This is a genomic window from Collinsella sp. AF33-16 (assembly GCF_003475325.1).
Classification (GTDB): Bacteria; Actinomycetota; Coriobacteriia; order Coriobacteriales; family Coriobacteriaceae; genus Collinsella.
Genome location: NZ_QRQC01000001.1, coordinates 33,462 through 49,481, shown reverse-complemented (window position 1 = coordinate 49,481; position 16,020 = coordinate 33,462). Strand labels below are relative to the sequence as shown.

General features: G+C 60.6%; 13 protein-coding genes and 2 tRNA genes. 3 read left to right on the top strand and 12 right to left on the bottom strand.

Features of this window, described 5'->3' with window-relative positions; translation table 11 throughout:
- Positions 1–2: 2 nt before the first annotated feature.
- The gene (gene gltB, locus DWZ52_RS00220) at positions 3–4,700 is read right to left on the bottom strand and encodes a glutamate synthase large subunit (protein ID WP_117639822.1); all 4,698 of its coding nucleotides are present in this window, start codon (positions 4,698–4,700) and stop codon (positions 3–5) included.
- Positions 4,701–5,186: 486 nt separating this feature from the next.
- On the opposite strand from gltB, the gene gpmA reads away from it, so the two are divergent.
- Positions 5,187–5,933: a 2,3-diphosphoglycerate-dependent phosphoglycerate mutase gene (gene gpmA / locus DWZ52_RS00215; RefSeq protein WP_192934503.1), complete on the top strand. Its 747-nt coding sequence runs from the start codon at positions 5,187–5,189 to the stop codon at positions 5,931–5,933.
- A 75-nt stretch (positions 5,934–6,008) separates the two neighbouring features.
- The gene (locus DWZ52_RS00210) at positions 6,009–7,265 is read left to right on the top strand and encodes an Nramp family divalent metal transporter (protein WP_117639824.1); all 1,257 of its coding nucleotides are present in this window, start codon (positions 6,009–6,011) and stop codon (positions 7,263–7,265) included.
- 307 nt (positions 7,266–7,572) lie between these two features.
- Here DWZ52_RS00210 and DWZ52_RS00205 read toward each other — a convergent pair whose 3' ends face one another.
- The 6 genes from DWZ52_RS00205 to DWZ52_RS00180 form a co-directional block, all read right to left on the bottom strand.
- Entirely contained in the window at positions 7,573–7,716 is a 144-nt protein-coding gene (locus tag DWZ52_RS00205; RefSeq protein ID WP_055251878.1) for a rubredoxin-like domain-containing protein, read from the bottom strand.
- 89 nt (positions 7,717–7,805) lie between these two features.
- Complete coding sequence (locus DWZ52_RS00200; RefSeq protein ID WP_055251877.1) at positions 7,806–8,309, bottom strand: flavin reductase family protein; 504 nt, start codon at positions 8,307–8,309, stop codon at positions 7,806–7,808.
- Positions 8,310–8,517: 208 nt separating this feature from the next.
- The gene (gene smpB, locus DWZ52_RS00195) at positions 8,518–8,988 is read right to left on the bottom strand and encodes an SsrA-binding protein SmpB (protein ID WP_006235325.1); all 471 of its coding nucleotides are present in this window, start codon (positions 8,986–8,988) and stop codon (positions 8,518–8,520) included.
- Positions 8,978–9,895: a hypothetical protein gene (locus tag DWZ52_RS00190; RefSeq protein WP_118384609.1), complete on the bottom strand. Its 918-nt coding sequence runs from the start codon at positions 9,893–9,895 to the stop codon at positions 8,978–8,980. The genes smpB and DWZ52_RS00190 overlap by 11 nt, the downstream gene beginning before the upstream one ends.
- 98 nt (positions 9,896–9,993) lie before the next feature.
- Positions 9,994–10,070: transfer RNA gene (locus tag DWZ52_RS00185), tRNA-Glu, on the bottom strand.
- A gap of 17 nt (positions 10,071–10,087) precedes the next feature.
- Positions 10,088–10,161, bottom strand: a tRNA-Gln gene (locus tag DWZ52_RS00180).
- A 276-nt stretch (positions 10,162–10,437) separates the two neighbouring features.
- On the opposite strand from DWZ52_RS00180, the gene DWZ52_RS00175 reads away from it, so the two are divergent.
- A complete protein-coding gene (locus DWZ52_RS00175; RefSeq protein ID WP_117564211.1) occupies positions 10,438–10,848 on the top strand; it encodes a hypothetical protein in 411 nt (136 codons plus the stop codon).
- Positions 10,849–10,982: 134 nt separating this feature from the next.
- Here DWZ52_RS00175 and DWZ52_RS00170 read toward each other — a convergent pair whose 3' ends face one another.
- The 5 genes from DWZ52_RS00170 to DWZ52_RS00150 form a co-directional block, all read right to left on the bottom strand.
- On the bottom strand, positions 10,983–11,342 hold the full coding sequence (locus DWZ52_RS00170; RefSeq protein ID WP_117641024.1) for an arsenate reductase family protein: 360 nt from the start codon (positions 11,340–11,342) through the stop codon (positions 10,983–10,985).
- Between the two features lie 92 nt (positions 11,343–11,434).
- Positions 11,435–12,487, bottom strand: a complete 1,053-nt coding sequence (locus tag DWZ52_RS00165) for a MupG family TIM beta-alpha barrel fold protein (protein WP_117641025.1) — start codon at positions 12,485–12,487, stop codon at positions 11,435–11,437.
- 117 nt (positions 12,488–12,604) lie between these two features.
- Positions 12,605–14,035, bottom strand: a complete 1,431-nt coding sequence (locus DWZ52_RS00160) for a PTS transporter subunit EIIC (protein ID WP_117641026.1) — start codon at positions 14,033–14,035, stop codon at positions 12,605–12,607.
- 57 nt (positions 14,036–14,092) lie between these two features.
- Positions 14,093–15,016, bottom strand: coding sequence for an N-acetylmuramic acid 6-phosphate etherase (gene murQ / locus DWZ52_RS00155; RefSeq protein ID WP_117641027.1), 924 nt, complete (start codon positions 15,014–15,016; stop codon positions 14,093–14,095).
- Positions 15,017–15,026: 10 nt separating this feature from the next.
- Positions 15,027–15,878 (bottom strand): MurR/RpiR family transcriptional regulator, encoded by an 852-nt coding sequence (locus DWZ52_RS00150; protein WP_117641028.1) that lies wholly within the window; start codon positions 15,876–15,878, stop codon positions 15,027–15,029.
- Between the last annotated feature and the right edge of the window lie 142 nt (positions 15,879–16,020).

The window sequence follows — 16,020 nt, the reverse complement described above, 5'->3', positions numbered from 1 at the left end:
ACTTACGCCTCCTTCTTGGTCGAAGCAACAGGGCTGGCAGCCACGGACGCAGCGCCCGCAGCACCGCCCGCAGCATCGAAGCGAGCGAGATCCGCAGCGCTCGCGCGACCGGTCACGATGTCAAACGCCAGCTCCTCTGCCTGCGCATGCGTCTTGCCGACGGCCTCGGCGGCGGCGACAATCGCCAGCACACGCTCGTACTCGGTCGGAATGACCTTCACGAAGTGCTTGCTCATCGTCTCAAAGCTGTAGAGCAGCTTGATGCCGCGCGGGCTCTGCGTCGCGTCCACGTGCTCCTGGATGAGCTCGCGAATCTGTGCCAGCTCGCCGGCCGTCGGGGCCTTGAGCTCCACGCTCTCGTGGTTCACGCGGGCACTGAGCGTGCCGTACTGGTCAAAGACATAGGCCACGCCACCCGTCATACCGGCGGCGAAGTTCTGCCCGACCTCGCCCAAGATGAGCGCCAGACCGCCCGTCATGTACTCGCAGCCATGGTTGCCGCAGCCCTCGACCACCACGGTGGCACCGGAGTTGCGCACGCCAAAGCGCTGGCCTGCCAGACCGTTAATGAAGCCGCGGCCGCTCGTGGCGCCAAAGAACGCAACGTTGCCCACGATGATGTTCTCGTCGAACTTGTAGGTCGCATGCGGGTTGGGGCGCACCGACACCTCGCCGCCCGAAAGGCCCTTTCCAAAGTAGTCGTTGGCGTCGCCGCACACGTTGAGCGTAATGCCGCGCGGCAGGAACGCGCCAAAGCTCTGACCGGCCGAACCATCGCAATCGACGGTGATGGAGCCGGCGGGCAAGCCCTCGGGATGTGCCTTGGTCACCGCGTTGCCCAGGATGGTGCCCACGCAACGGTTGACGTTGGCGATATCGGCGCGGAAGCGAATCGGACGCAGGTGCGCACGGGCATCGGCCGTATAGGGCACGAACAGCGTGGAGTCGAGCGTCTTGTCGAGCTCGCTGTCCGCGGCCATCTGCGGCAGGAAGTGACGACCGTCGGCACCCGGGATATGGGCACCGAACTCGCAGGTCGCGCTCGCCAGCACGGGCGACAGATCGAGCAGGTTGGCCTTACGGTTGCCCGGGACCTCAATCTGGCGCAAGCACTCGGGATGGCCGACCATCTCGTCGACGGTGCGGAAGCCCAGGCTCGCCATGACCTCGCGCAGTTGCTCGGCAACAAAGAGCATAAAGTGCTCGACGTGTTCGGGCTTGCCGCGGAAGCCGCGACGCAGGCGGCAGTTTTGCGTGGCGATGCCGGCGGGGCAGGTATCCTGCTGGCAGTCGCGCTGCATGAGGCAGCCCATCGAGATGAGCGGCATGGTCGCAAAGCCAAACTCCTCGGCGCCCAGCAGGCAGGCGACGGCAACATCGGTGCCGTCCATGAGCTTGCCGTCGGCCTCGAGCACCACGCGCGAGCGCAGGCCGTTTTGCAGCAGCGTCTGCTGGGCCTCGGCAAGGCCAAGCTCCAGCGGCAGACCGGCGTGCCAGATCGAATCGCGAGCAGCGGCACCCGAGCCGCCATTGTGGCCGCTGATCAAGATCTTGTCGGCAGCGCCCTTGGCCACACCGGTGGCGATGGTGCCGACGCCGGCCTCGCTGACCAGCTTGACCGACACGCGTGCGCCAGGGTTGGCGTTCTTAAGGTCAAAGATGAGCTCGGCCAGGTCTTCGATGGAGTAGATGTCGTGATGCGGCGGAGGCGAGATCAGGCCGATGCCGGGCGTAGACTGACGGACCTCGGCAATCCAGGGGTAGACCTTCTTGCCGGGCAGGTGGCCACCCTCGCCGGGCTTGGCGCCCTGGGCCATCTTGATCTGAATCTCGAAGGCGCTGCACAGGTAGCGGCTCGTCACGCCAAAGCGCGCACTTGCCACCTGCTTGATCGCGGAGTTCTTGGAATCACCGTTAGCCAGCGGGGTCTCGCGACGCGGGTCCTCACCGCCCTCGCCGGAGTTGGAACGGCCGTGCAGGCGGTTCATGGCGATGGCCATGCACTCGTGCGCCTCTTTGCTGATGGAGCCATACGACATGGCGCCGGTGTTAAAGCGGCGGACGATGTTGAGTGCGGGTTCGACCTCGTCGAGTGCCACCGGAGTGCGACCGCTGGCATCAAAGTCCAGCAGGTCGCGCAGGCGCACGGCGCGGCCGGTGCGGTGCAGGCGGGCGCTGTACTCCTTAAAGGTGTCGTAGCTGTCCTCACGGCAGGCGGTCTGCAGCAAGTAGACAGTCTGCGGATCGATGAGGTGATCCTCGCCGCCGAGCGGGCGCCACTTGGTCAGACCCAGTGTGGGCAGCTGATCGGGAGCCGGGCTCTTAAGGATAGCGAGCGCGGCGTCGTAGCGCTCGTTTTGCTCGCACTCAACGTCCTCGACACCCATACCGCCCACACGGCTCACCGTGCCGGCGAAGTACGCGTTGACGAACTCCGGCGTAAAGCCCACGGCCTCGAAGATCTGCGCCGAATGGTAGCTCTGCACCGTGGAGATGCCCATCTTGGACATGATGGAGACGATACCGGCGGTCGCAGCCTTGTTGTAGTTGGCGATGCCCTGCTCGGCCGTCACGTCCAGGTCGCCGCGTGCCGCCAGATCGCGGATGCACGCATGTGCGTTGTACGGATAGATGCCGCTCGCGGAGTAGCCCACCAGTGCCGCAAAGTCGTGCGGGGACACGGCGTCGCCGCACTCCACCACGATGTCGGCAAAGGTACGCACGCCAGCGCGAATCAGGTGGTTGTGCACACAGCCCACGGCGAGCAGCGACGGCACGGGCACCTCGCCCGCAGCGGCACGATCGCTCAACACCACAATGTTCACGCCGTCGCGGACCGCAGCCTCAACGTCCTCGGCAAGCTGTTTGAGCGCAGCCTGCAGCGCGCCCTCGCCGGCATCGCGGCGGTAGACGGCACGGAAACGACGGGTCTTAAAGCCAACACGGTCGATGGCACAGATATGCTCGAGCTCTTCCTCGTTGAGCAATGGGCGCTCCAAGCGCACCAGCTGACAGGCCGTGCGGGAATCCTCGAGCAGGTTGCCGTGGTTGCCCAGGTAGAGCGTGGTCGAAGTCACCATGTGCTCGCGCAGGGCATCGATCGGAGGATTCGTGACCTGAGCGAACAGCTGATAGAAGTAGTCAAAGAACGAACGCGTCTTCTTGGACAGGCAGGCCAACGGCGCATCGATACCCATCGAGGCGAGCGGGGCCTTGCCCTGCTGGGCCATGGGGCGCACGACCTCGTCAACATCATCCCAGTGATAGCCGAGCTTGGCCATGCGCACGGCGGCGGGCACCTCGGCATCCTCGGCGGGCGCGGGCGCGGCGGGCTCATCGAGCGCGTCGACGGTCAGTGTCTCCTCGGCAATCCAGTCGCGGTAGGGCTTCTCCTTGGCATAGCGGGCGCGCAGCTCGTCGTTGTAGATCACGCGGCCGCGGGCAAAATCGACCTCGAGCATCTGGCCCGGTCCCAGGCAGCCGCTCGTCAGGATGTTCTCGGGGCTCACCTCGATGGTGCCCACCTCGCTTGCCAGCATAAAGCGGCCATCGCGCGTCACGTAGTAGCGGGCGGGGCGCAAGCCGTTGCGGTCGAGGGCGGCGCCCAGCGTGCGACCGTCGGTAAAGGCGATGGCCGCCGGGCCGTCCCAGGGCTCCATGAGCATGGACTGGTAAGCGTCGTAGGCGCGGCGCTCCTCACTCAGGCTATCGTTGTGGTCCCACGGCTCGGGCAGCAACATGGACGCGGCACGCGTGAGCGGGCGACCGTTCATGACCAAGAATTCGAGCACGTTGTCCAGAATCGCGGAGTCGGAACCCTCGCGGTTGATGATGGGCATCACGCGCTCAAGATCGTGCTGCAGCACGGGGCTGTACAGGTTGGGTTCGCGGGCGCGAATCCAGTTGACGTTGCCCTTGAGGGTGTTGATCTCGCCGTTATGGATGATAAAGCGGTTGGGGTGCGCACGCTCCCAGCTGGGCGTGGTGTTGGTGGAGTAGCGCGAGTGGACGAGCGCCACGGCCGTTTTGACGGCGGCGTCGTTGAGGTCGATGAAGAAGCGGCGCATCTGCGTGGCGACCAGCATGCCCTTGTACACGATGGTGCGCGAGCTCATGGAGCACACGTAGAAGATCTTGTCTCGCAGGGCAAACTCGGCATCGGCCTTCTTTTCGATGGTGCGGCGGCACACGTACAGGCGACGCTCAAAGGCATCGCCGGCGGGCGTGTCGTCCGGACGGCCCAGGAAGGCCTGCAGGATAGTGGGCATGCAGGCGCGGGCCGTCTCGCCCAGGTCGTGCGGGTCGACGGGCACCTCGCGCCAAAAGAGCAGCGGCACGCCGGCCTCGGCACAGCCCTCCTCAAACACGCGGCGGGCATCCTCTACGCCCTTGTCGTCCTGCGGGAAGAACAGCATGGCCACGCCATAGTCGCCCTCTGCCGGCAGAATCTGACCGCACTTTTGAGCCTCTTTACGGAAAAAGTGATGCGGAACCTGGAACAGGATGCCAGCGCCATCGCCGGTATTCTTCTCGAGTCCCGTGCCGCCGCGGTGCTCCAAGTTGACCAGAATGGACAGTGCGTCGTCCAGAATCTGGTGATGGCGCTCACCGTTGATATCGGCAAGCGCGCCGATGCCACATGCATCGTGGTCGAATTCGGGGCGATAAAGGCCCTGCTGCTGAGCGGAATCTGCCTGCATCGCGATCCTCCCCTAGATATTTAGACAGTCAGTTGAATAGGCATAGTAGGAGCATCGTCGGCCCGTTGTGTTTCCCACCCGTTTCGAAACAATCGCGTAACGCACGCCCTACGAGTGGACACCGCCGACCTCAAGGGCGACAACATAGGCCCCAAGTTCGGCCTGTTAGCTCACCACTTCAAACATCTCAATCTGTAACATGAAGGGCCGGTTTTGGCGGTCAGCTGTTACAGATCGAGATTTTCCATAGGACCATTTCTTCCTGTCTTGATCTGTAACACCTAGGCCCAATTTCCATCCCTAGTTGTTACAGATCGAGACATTTCGGCAGCCCCCCTTCACCATCCCATTCAAATACAACAATTTTGTTAGTCTTGGTTAACTTTTAAGCCTAAAACGGGTATCCTTTGCGGCGTCAAGCAAACGGCACGCACACCGTGCCAGATCAAGGAGGCCCCTATGGCGCACCAAGCAGACCAGCAGACGATGCAACTCGTCCTCATCCGTCACGGAGAGTCCGAGTGGAACAAGCTCAACCTGTTCACCGGCTGGACCGATGTTGAGCTCACCGACACGGGCCGCGAAGAAGCCGCAGCAGGCGGTCGAGCCCTCAAAGAAGCCGGTTTCGACTTTGACGTCTGCTACACTTCGCGCCTCAAGCGCGCGATCCACACCCTCAACATCGTGCTCGGCCAAATGGATCGCGAGTGGCTGCCCGTCATCAAATCCTGGAAGCTCAACGAGCGCCACTACGGAGCGTTGCAGGGTCTCAACAAGGCCGATGCCGCGGCGGAGCACGGCGACGAGCAGGTGCTCATCTGGCGCCGCTCCTTCGATATCTGCCCGCCGGCACTCGAGCCGAACGACGCGCGCGATCCCCACACCCAGGAGCAATACCGTGATGTCGCGCCCGATCAGCTGCCCTATACCGAATGCCTCAAGGACACGATCGCCCGCGCCTGGCCCTATTTCGAAGACGAGATTCGCCCCCAGATGCTCGCCGGCAAGCGCGTACTCATCGCCGCACACGGCAACTCCCTGCGCTCACTCGTCATGAAGCTCGAGCACCTCACGCCCGAGGAGATCCTCAAGGTCAACATCCCCACCGGCGTGCCGCTCGTCTACACCTTCGATACCGATTTCAATGTCCTCGACAAGCGCTACATCGGCGACCCGGCGACCATCGCCGCCAAGATCGACGCCGTGGCCAATCAGGGCAAAGCGCACAAGTAGCCCCAACCCAAATCCGACGCGTGGCGCCGCACGACCCAGATGCGACGTCACGCCGCCCATACGCAGGAGCGCACCATGCTCAACCATCTCAAACAACACTTTGGCTCCCGACGCACCGGTGGTCACGGAGGCCTAGACATTGCGCGGCATATCGGCCCCGGGCTGCTCGTGACCGTCGGCTTTATCGACCCGGGCAACTGGGCCTCCAATATGGCCGCGGGCTCGCAGTTTGGCTACGCGCTGCTGTGGATCGTCACGCTGTCCACGATTATGCTCATCGTGCTGCAGCACAACGCGGCGCACTTGGGCATCGCCACGGGCGCCTGCCTTGCCGAGGCCACGACCCGCTTTCTCCCCCGCATCGTGGGACGCGCGGTGCTCGGCAGCGCCTATCTCGCGACCATCGCCACCGCCATGGCCGAAGTCCTGGGCGGCGCGATTGCCCTTCAAATGCTCTTTGGGCTGCCCGTGCGTGCGGGCTGCGTCATCGTGGCGGCAGTATCGATGGCGATGCTCATGACGAACTCCTACAAGCGAGCCGAACGCTGGATCATCGCCTTCGTAGGCGTGGTAGGACTCTCGTTTTTGGCCGAGCTTGCACTAGTCAAGGTCGACTGGCCGCAAGCCGCCGCAAGCTGGATCACGCCCAGTATGCCCACTGGCTCTGCCGCGATTATCGTGAGCGTTCTGGGTGCGGTCGTTATGCCACACAACCTTTTTCTGCACTCCGAGGTCATCCAATCCATGCACTTCGAAGGCCAAGGCGAGCAGGTTATCGAAGAGCGTCTGCGCTACGAGCTCTTCGACACGCTCTTTTCGATGGGCGTGGGCTGGGCAATCAACTCGGCCATGGTCATCCTGGCCGCAACGACCTTCTTTGCGCACGGCATGGTCGTAGACGACCTCGCCGTCGCAGCGGCCACGCTCTCCCCCATCTTGGGCCCGGCGAGCTCGACCATCTTTGCGGTAGCGCTGCTGTTTGCGGGCCTCTCGAGTAGTGTGACGGCGGGCATGGCGGCGGGCACCATCACCGCGGGCATGTTCGACGAGGAATACGACATCCACGACCGACATTCCTCGGTCGGGGTGGCGGCCTGTTTCGCCGGAGCAGTGGCGGCGTGCCTGGTCGTTCCAAATCCTTTTGAAGGTCTCATCTGGAGTCAGGCGCTGCTGTCGCTTCAGCTGCCGATTACGGTCTTTGTGCTCATACGGCTCACCAGCTCACGCCGCGTCATGGGCAAATATGCCAATTCGCGCCCGCTCAACGCGCTGCTCGTAGGGATCGGTGCCATCGTGACGATTCTCGATGTCGTGTTGTTGACAGGGATGTAATGGGGCGGGGCACCTACTCAGGCAAACGTCTCGATCTGCAACATCTAGACCCGCTTTCGATGTCTAGATGTTACAGATTGAGATCTTCTGCCGGACGGTTTTGGTTTGTCTCGATATGTAACAAGTGGGCCCAATTTCCACCGTTAGATGTGGCGGGTTAAGACAAAAGGTCGGCCGGACTCACAACAGACAGGATCGGCCAACAGCAACCGTGATCCCTTGGGGGCGGAGGAAAAGGGCCCCGGCCGAGAATTCGACCGAGGCCCTTGGACAGAGCTATGTTCGGCTTTCGCCGTGTGTCTGCGAGCTACTCCTCGACGAGCTCAAACTGATCGGGACCGACGCCGCACACCGGGCACACATAATCCTCGGGCAGCTCGGGCGTATCGACCTCAACCTCGTAACCGCAAACGACGCACACGAACTTATACGTCTTCTTCTCCTCAGCCATGATGTTCTCCTCTCAAACGCGACTGGTGATGTACTTCATTTATCAGTATAGATTCTCAATAATATAATGCAAGTACTTTTAAAACATTTCTAGCCTTGATACGAGGACGCCTTCGGAGGCGTCTTGCCCTTCAGGACCTTATGGTAGTAATCGTAGGTGAGCGGCGTCTCGTCACTCAAGCGCTCGGCATCCTCGACCTCGCCGATAAACAGTAGATGCGTGCCAACATCCACAGTGTCGATCAAATGGCAGCTAAACAGGGCCGCCGCGTGCTCGGGCACATAGGGCATGCCCAGAGCCGTCTCGCGGGTCTCGTATTTGGCAAACTTGTCATAATCGCTGCTGGTGCGGAACCCAAAGTTACCGATGTAGAGCATATCGGCGGTCTGATCGATCACGGTCAGCGCGAACGCTTTGGCCGAAGCGATGACGCCCGAGGTGACGTTGTCCTTGTTCACGGCAACCGAAATGCGCGGCGGCATGGACGTCACCTGCACCGCAGTGTTGATGACGCAGCCGGCGCGCAGCCCGTCTGCCGCGGCGCTCACCACGTACAGACCGCTCGGCATGGTAAAGAACGCAGTTTTGTCCATAACAATCACTCCCCTAACCCGGGTTGGAACCTCATGGATGTATGTACCCACAAAAAAGGCGGCGCCCACAACGGACACCACCTTTGAGACATATGTGTCAAAACAGTATAAGCAAGATGAGACGCCCGCAGTTGCGGTGAAATAAGGACTGAATAGCCCCTCAAACAGGCAAAACAGTCCGTATTCCACCGCAACTTATGAAGGACGGTCAGCGGTTGCGTTCCTTGAGGGCGCGGTCGATCTCGCGTTGGACATCACGCTTGGCCATGTCCTCGCGCTTGTCGTAGAGCTTCTTGCCGCGACCCAGGCCCAGCAGCAGTTTTACGCGACCGTCGGTATTAAAGTAGAGCTCCAACGGAACCAGCGCATAACCACGGTTGCGAAGTTTGCCGTCAAGAAAGTCGATCTCCTTGCGGTGCAGCAGCAGACGGCGCCGACGGTCGGGATCGCGATTCCACACGCCACCATGGCTATAAGGGTGGATATGCAGGCCGACGAGCCAGCACTCCCCGCCACGAATCAGTGCAAAGGTATCGGTAATCTGGCACGCGCGCTCGCGAATCGACTTGACCTCGGTACCGCTCAGCTCAATACCGCACTCAAACGTCTCATCGATAAAGTACTCGTGATGTGCCGAGCGATTCTTGGAAATGAGCTTGCGCTCGCGCTTACTGGGCATCGCCGGCCTCCTTGGCGCCATTGGCGTTTGAGCCCGCAGCCTCGCGCTTTGCCCTGCGCTCGGCATTAAGCTCGGCATCGCTCTCGCGCACCAGCTTGATAATCGCCGCGCATGCCTCCTCGCCCACCAGGTCGCGGGCACGGACCGTCAGACGCGTAGCCTCCTGCTTGTCGCCGTCGCTTGCAGCATCGGTCGCGCACATGATCAGGCAGATGGCGATCTCGGCCGAAGGCGAGGTCGGCACGCCCTGCAGGGCGAGCTCACCCATCACATGGTCGTCACTCTCGTCCGCGGCATCCGGATAGGTGGTATGGATCTTGTTGAGCAGGCGCGTCGTATGCGCATCATTGGGTGCCAGGCGCAGCGCCAGACGCGCGCAGCCCACGGCAGCCGAAATGTTCTCGGTCTCGGGCTCCAAGAAGTACTGACCCAAGTTGGTGTAGGCGCGTGCGGCGCACTTACCGTCGCTCGCGCGCTCCAGCACCGAGAACGAGAGCGATGCCCACTCCTGCTTGTCCTCGAGCGCGCGGAACAGCTCGGCCAAGTCCAAGCGATAGTTGCAGTTCATGGGATCCCAACGCACGGCCTGCATCAGGGCATTCCGAGCACACACATAATCCTGCTGGCGAATGTAGGCAAACGCCATGTCGGAGTACAGGCGGTCAAAGGGAACCTCGACCTGCACCAGCTCGCGCGGATCCTTCTCCACACGGCGATAGGCCAGGCGCTCAAACTTGCTGTCGAAGCTAAAGTACTGGCGCTTCTCCTCCGTCTTGCACTCAGCGTCGATATACTCCTCGGCGAGCTCCACCAGACGCTCAAGCAGCGGCGTCGCCGTAGCCAGGTCGCCCTGCGCCAGATAGTTCTCGGCATACGTGATGTCTTCCAAGCTGATAGGCAGGTCCATGACAACTCCTCGGTCCGGGCGGCAGACTCAACGCGCGCCTTAAATATCGGTCAATACACAAAACCCGGGTCTCTAACGAGGCCCGGGGCGTTCAATTTTGGTAGCCCGTACCAGATTCGAACTGGTGATCTCCGCCTTGAGAGGGCGGCGTCCTAAACCGCTAGACGAACGGGCCATATGTAGCAAATGCAATGGCTGGGATGGAGGGAGTCGAACCCCCATTGACGGAACCAGAATCCGCTGTCCTGCCATTAGACGACATCCCAATGACTGCATCGCTGCGCTCGGCTGTGCCTTTGCGCAAGAAAGAAATATACGGGAAGTACCGCCGTGACGCAAGCCCCAATTTTGACTTTTTTAAAATTCAGTCAAATTGGCCTAATTTAGTCCAACCCGTGAAGGACCTGTGAAGCCGACCGCTGTACACGAAGGGCAAAACGCCGCGAGCGGTAGCCGTCAACCGTTGGCAGATTCTACCGCGAAAACGATAGCACCAGGCAACACAATCGAAGCATCAATGATCACGTAGATATCGAGGCGCCATGGACGAAGAGCTTGATTACCTATGGGAGACCCTGGGCCTCGAGATCACTGCTGACCTTTGGCCCGAACGGGACAAAATCCATCCCACTCTGCGCCCCGCCATCACGGTGATGCAGGCAAAATACCGCCGTGCATCCTTTTTGATCATGCGGATGTCATGGCACGCGGGACTCCCCGACCTTAAGCGAATCCAGGCAAGCCTCGTCGAGCTGTCCGGTATGCCGACCGTCATATCCGAGGCGCACCTGGAGCAGCGCCAGCGCGAGCGACTGCAACAGCAGCGGATCCCCTTTATCTGCCCCGGCGTTCAGGCATATCTGCCCTTTATGGACGAGGAGTACTGGAGCGGCAAGCCCAACAAGCACGTAAAGGTCTACGATCCGCACGAATGGGCGCAGTTGGAGGACTGACTGGGGCAAGCCTGCCGGCGGAAAGTGCGTCCCAGATTTCAAGCTCAAACCGGTCCCCACTTTCCCATCGAGCCCTCAACCGGAAACCGTATCCCGTAATCGAAGCTCAAAACGGGTCGCACTTTCCGCAGCCGCTACAGCAACGCCTCGACCCAAGCCGATTCCCTAAAGCCGGGAATCGCAAAGTCGTCGCCCACCAACAGCGGACGCTTGACCAGCATGCCGTCGGTCGCCAGCAGCTCGTAGCACTCCCGATCCGTCATGCCCGCATCTAGACGCGCCTTCAGGCCCAGCTCTCGATATTTCATGCCCGACGAATTAAAGAAGCGCCGCACCGGCAGCCCCGAACGAGCAGTCCAGGTCGCAAGCTCATCAGCCGTGGGATTGTCCAAAACGATATCGCGGTCGATATACTCAACCCCATGTTCGTCCAGCCATGCCTTAGCCTTTTTACAGGTCGAGCACTTGGGATATTCAACAAACAGTACGGTCATGGAAATCCTCCGAATATAGATCGGCCAACGCAGGCACACGCCACACGAGGCGCCTTCGCATGATGGGCCAATTGTAGCCCACGGGTCACACGCTAAACGAACCGTACCCCGAATCCGCGTTTGATGAACGGCAGCAGCTCCATTGCCTCGGGCGTGATATGACCCGCAACGTTCATGCGCTCGTCACCGGGAAGATCGACCCGCGCAATCTCAAGCTCGCCTTCGTAGCGCCCATAGCCGCTATTGCTCACAGCGATCGACCCCGTCTTTCGTGACAGGCCGGCACCGGCATCCATCGGCACGGAATCCGGCTTAAGCGTCGTACGCGACTCCTGAGACCTAAAGATGAGGGTGCTCGAATCGGGTCGGTCGTGATGAATCTGCCCACGTACATAGGCATAACCGGGCTCAAGCTCGCATTGCAGGTCCACGTATCCGGCGGAAACATGAGCAAACTGCGTCCAGCCCGCATCGGAAAGATCGGGGTCGCCGACCAACACAATGTCGCAATCGGCGCCATGTGCAAGCTCAAGCATGTTGAGGGCAACCTTTGACGCGCGACCGCGCTGCGCCTCGACCGTCGGCAGTCCCTCGAATACCGGCCCGCGAACGTTGGCATCACCCGGCACAAAAGCCATGATTTCGAATCCAAGCGCCGCAAGACGAAGATTCACCCGAGCAATGTCCTCCAGAGCTAAACCGGTATAAGGCTTGGGGTAAAAATTGTGGCAGGCGGCAAAACGAGTCACATCGGCACCGGCCTCACGCCACGATGCGATTTCATCAGAACTCACCGTCGATGCATTGACCACTATGCGAAATACACCGGACAGCTCCGCGACCCGTTGGGCGCTAAAGCCATAGTCCAAACGAAGGTATTCCAACCCCAGATCGCGCAGGTCCTCGATGCGCTCAAGCCCGAGCAACTCGCACGTGCGAGGCCCCACATCGGCAATGAGCGCAATGCCGCGGGCGGAGAGCAGCGACAGCACATGACGGACCTTATCGGCATACGCCGCTCCCCCATCCTCGGGAATATGCAGTGAGGTGAACGCGTAGCGCGCACCCGCCGCGGCACCACGCTCAATCGTCCGCTCAATATCCTGCAAAGGGCTGGAAAGATAAATCGAAATACCCGTTTTCACGCTACAACGCTCCTTTAAAAAAGGCCGGCGGAGCAGTTAGCCCCGCCGGCACAACCATAGCATCAAGAAATCTGCCGCGCGCCGCGAACCCCGAGCAACACGGCTCACGATATCAAACTACTCGCCAAAGAACTCATTGATCTTCTGCTCGTCGACGCCAAAGAACCACGTCAGGACAAAGCCGGCGGCATAGGCAAGCAGCATAGCGGCAACGTAGCCGAGCTGCTGGCCAGGAACGACGATCAGCAGGCCAAACAGACCGGAAACGCCCTGAGAAACCGTGCCGATGTGAAGCAGCGCCGCGAGCGCGCCGCCAAATCCGGCACCCAGGCAGGCCGTCACAAACGGACGAACGAGCGGCAGCGTAACGGCATACATCAGAGGCTCGCCCACACCCAGGATTCCAACGGGAATGGACTCTGCGACGTACTTCTTGAGCTTGGCGTTCTTGGTCTTAAAGTACAGCGCCAGACCGGCACCGACCTGGCCGCCGCCAGCCATCATAAGGATGGGAAGCAGGTAATTGATACCCTTGGTAGCACCGTCGGGATCGTTGAGCATAGCGTGGATCGGCGTGAGCGCCTGATGCAGGCCGACGGAAACCAGCGGCAAGAAGCCTGCCGACAGGATATAGCCGCCCAGGACGCCCAGCTTCTCGAAGATAAAGGTCAAAACGCTAAAGATGGCAGTCGTCAGCCATGCGCCAACCGGCTGGATGACGAGCATCAGAGCAAAGGCGCCGATGATGAGCACCAGCAGCGGGGACAAGAACGTGTCGAGTGCGTTGGGCATAACCTTGCGAATCTGACGCTCCATCCAGGCAAAAAATGCGCCAGCGATAAGAGCCGCGATCATGCCGCCCGCTGCGGGGTTGTACTGCGCATTGGTGAGCGGCAGCAGAATGGCAGTGGCAGGATCAGCCGCGCCAGGCGCAAGCAGGGGCATGGCACTGTTGGCGATACACATCATGCCGGCGATGCCGCCCAGCGCAGCGGAGCCGCCAAACTCACGTGCCGCGTTATAGCCCACCAAGATGGGTAGATAGGCAAACAGGGCCCAGCCCATGGAACGAATGCCCTGGTACCACCACTCGCCTGCAAGCGCGCCTGCCGTCGAGACGTTAATGACGTTGCAGATACCGTTGATGAGGCCAGCCGCAATGATGCCGGGAAGCAGGGCGACGAAGACATTGGAAATCTTCTTGAGGAAGGCCTGAACCGGCTTGGACTCGTACTTTGCCTTCTGCGCGGCCTTGTTTGTGGCCGCAGCGTCAACCACGCTCTCGTCGGCAACGCCTTTCGCAAGGCCGGTGAGCTTGGAGAACTCCTCGAGCACCTTATTCACCTTGCCCGGCCCCAGCACGATCTGCATCGTGTCGTCCTCGACCAAGCCCATCACGCCGTCGAGTGCCTCAATACCCTCCGTGTCGACGCTGCCCGTGTCTTTGACGGTCACGCGCAGGCGCGTCATGCACGCCGCGTTTGCCAGCACGTTGTCTTTACCGCCCAAAAGGTCCAGCAGCTTTTGAGCCAGCTCTTTGTTCGTCATAACTCCTCCTTGTATTGGGTATCTCGTCTGGATGTCATATCAGCTCACGCCGCGCACCTATTGGGCATCGGCATCGCTCTTCTCATGGCCACTCACCGCAGCACGGACATGGCCTCGCGCTCGCTCAAGAGCTACCGCAGCCTGCTCGGCATCGCAGTCCAGCAGTACCGAGACAATAGCGGTTTTTACGTGGCCGCCGGCATCTGCAAGCGCCTGAATAGCGCACTCGCGCGTGCAGCCGGTCGCCTCCATCACGATGTTCTGGCCGCGCACCACCAACTTCTCGTTCGTCTGCTGCACATCGACCATCAGGTTTTGGTATACCTTGCCGATCTTGACCATGGCACCGGTCGAAATCATGTTGAGAATGAGCTTTTGAACCGTTCCCGCCTTGAGCCTCGTTGAGCCGGTCAGTACCTCGGGACCGGGCACGGGTTCAATGGCAAGATCTGCGCTCTTCCCGATCTTCGACCCTTGGTTGCAGGCAATTGCAATGGTCTTGCACCCAGTTGCCTTGGCGTACACAAGGCCGCCCACCACATAGGGAGTACGGCCGCTTGCCGCCAGGCCAACGACAAGATCCTTGTCCGAGAGTCCACGCTCCCGCAGGTCGCTCGCGCCAAGCTCCTCGCTGTCTTCGGCACCTTCGACAGCCTTGATAAACGCCATCTCGCCTCCGGCAATGAGCCCGACAATCAGATCGGGTGACACGCCAAACGTGGGCGGACACTCCGAAGCGTCGAGTACACCCAGACGACCGCTGGTGCCTGCACCCATGTAAAAGACGCGCCCGCCGCGCTCGAGTGCCTCAGCAGCCCAGTCGATTGCTGTGGCAACCTGGGGCAACACCTTCGTGACCGACTGGACGGCACGAAGATCCTCATCATTCATCGTCGTGACGATTTGCAGCGATGTCATCGTATCGAGGTCCATTGAACTTTGATTACGCTGTTCGGTCGTGAATTTTGTTAAATCGAGCATTTCATTCACCTCATCTTTCCTGTTTCTCGATGTAGTTTTGCTTAATGACATGCGTCACCCGTTCGTAATCGCTCGCAACGTAAGCAGCGTACAGGGCATCGACAACCATAAGCTGGGCCATACGCGAAGCCATGGCACCGCTGCGGACCAAGGGTTCACTCGCAGCGACGCCGAGCACGGCATCGGCCACGGTGGCAAGCTTGGATGATCCATCTACTTTGGTAACGGCCACAACGGGACAGTTGTGACGTTGAGCCTCGGCGGTGCAGTCCAGCACCTCTTGCGTCAAGCCCGAGTAGCTAAAGGCGATTGCCATATCGCCCTCATGCATGTTCTTGGCACACAAGAGCTGATCATGCCAGTCGTCGTACAGATGGCACTCCTTGTCGACACGCATGAGCTTTTGCGCCAGATCGTGCGCGACCAAACGGGAGGCACCAATACCGAACAGATTGACCGCGCGTGCTCGCTTAAGACGGGCCGCGCATCGCTCCAAGACGGTGTAATCGAGCGTTCGTGCCGTCGCCTCGATCGTGCGCACGTTGCTTTTCATCACCTTCCCCACGATACGTTCGACGCTGTCATCCATGGAGATGTCCTCGAGGGCTACGTCTTTCTTGTCACCTAAGAGCGCCAGCTCGGCAATCAGTTCGCGCTGGAACTCCTTGTAGCCCGCAAAACCCAAACGCTTGCAAAAGCGCAAAATGCTCGAGGGCGAGGAGAACGTGACATCGGCAAGACCGCGGACGGACAGCCCGACCACCTCGTGCGGATGAGCGCTTACATATGCGATGACATTGCGTTCCGCCGGGCTCGCGCTGAGCTCACGCTCGCGAAGCCGCAAAAGCAATCCGTTTGCCATCTCAAACACCTCCGTTGAGAAGAATTAAAGACCAACGAACGATTCGTACCGGATACAAACAGCTTTTGCGGTACATTGTGCCGCATCGTGGCGCACAAAGGGCGAGCGTTCTACCGCTCGCCCCTCAAATCCGACCGCTCGG

What these genes read in the sequence shown, in the direction of transcription:
- DWZ52_RS00175 (WP_117564211.1), top strand. Translation starts at nt 10,438, where the DNA reads ATGGACGAAGAGCTTGATTACCTATGGGAGACCCTGGGCCTCGAGATC.
- DWZ52_RS00200 (WP_055251877.1), bottom strand. Translation starts at nt 8,309, where the DNA reads ATGGACAAAACTGCGTTCTTTACCATGCCGAGCGGTCTGTACGTGGTG.
- smpB (WP_006235325.1), bottom strand. Translation starts at nt 8,988, where the DNA reads ATGCCCAGTAAGCGCGAGCGCAAGCTCATTTCCAAGAATCGCTCGGCA.
- DWZ52_RS00150 (WP_117641028.1), bottom strand. Translation starts at nt 15,878, where the DNA reads ATGGCAAACGGATTGCTTTTGCGGCTTCGCGAGCGTGAGCTCAGCGCG.
- DWZ52_RS00170 (WP_117641024.1), bottom strand. Translation starts at nt 11,342, where the DNA reads ATGACCGTACTGTTTGTTGAATATCCCAAGTGCTCGACCTGTAAAAAG.
- DWZ52_RS00205 (WP_055251878.1), bottom strand. Translation starts at nt 7,716, where the DNA reads ATGGCTGAGGAGAAGAAGACGTATAAGTTCGTGTGCGTCGTTTGCGGT.
- DWZ52_RS00210 (WP_117639824.1), top strand. Translation starts at nt 6,009, where the DNA reads ATGCTCAACCATCTCAAACAACACTTTGGCTCCCGACGCACCGGTGGT.
- gltB (WP_117639822.1), bottom strand. Translation starts at nt 4,700, where the DNA reads ATGCAGGCAGATTCCGCTCAGCAGCAGGGCCTTTATCGCCCCGAATTC.
- murQ (WP_117641027.1), bottom strand. Translation starts at nt 15,016, where the DNA reads ATGCTCGATTTAACAAAATTCACGACCGAACAGCGTAATCAAAGTTCA.
- gpmA (WP_192934503.1), top strand. Translation starts at nt 5,187, where the DNA reads ATGCAACTCGTCCTCATCCGTCACGGAGAGTCCGAGTGGAACAAGCTC.
- DWZ52_RS00190 (WP_118384609.1), bottom strand. Translation starts at nt 9,895, where the DNA reads ATGGACCTGCCTATCAGCTTGGAAGACATCACGTATGCCGAGAACTAT.
- DWZ52_RS00160 (WP_117641026.1), bottom strand. Translation starts at nt 14,035, where the DNA reads ATGACGAACAAAGAGCTGGCTCAAAAGCTGCTGGACCTTTTGGGCGGT.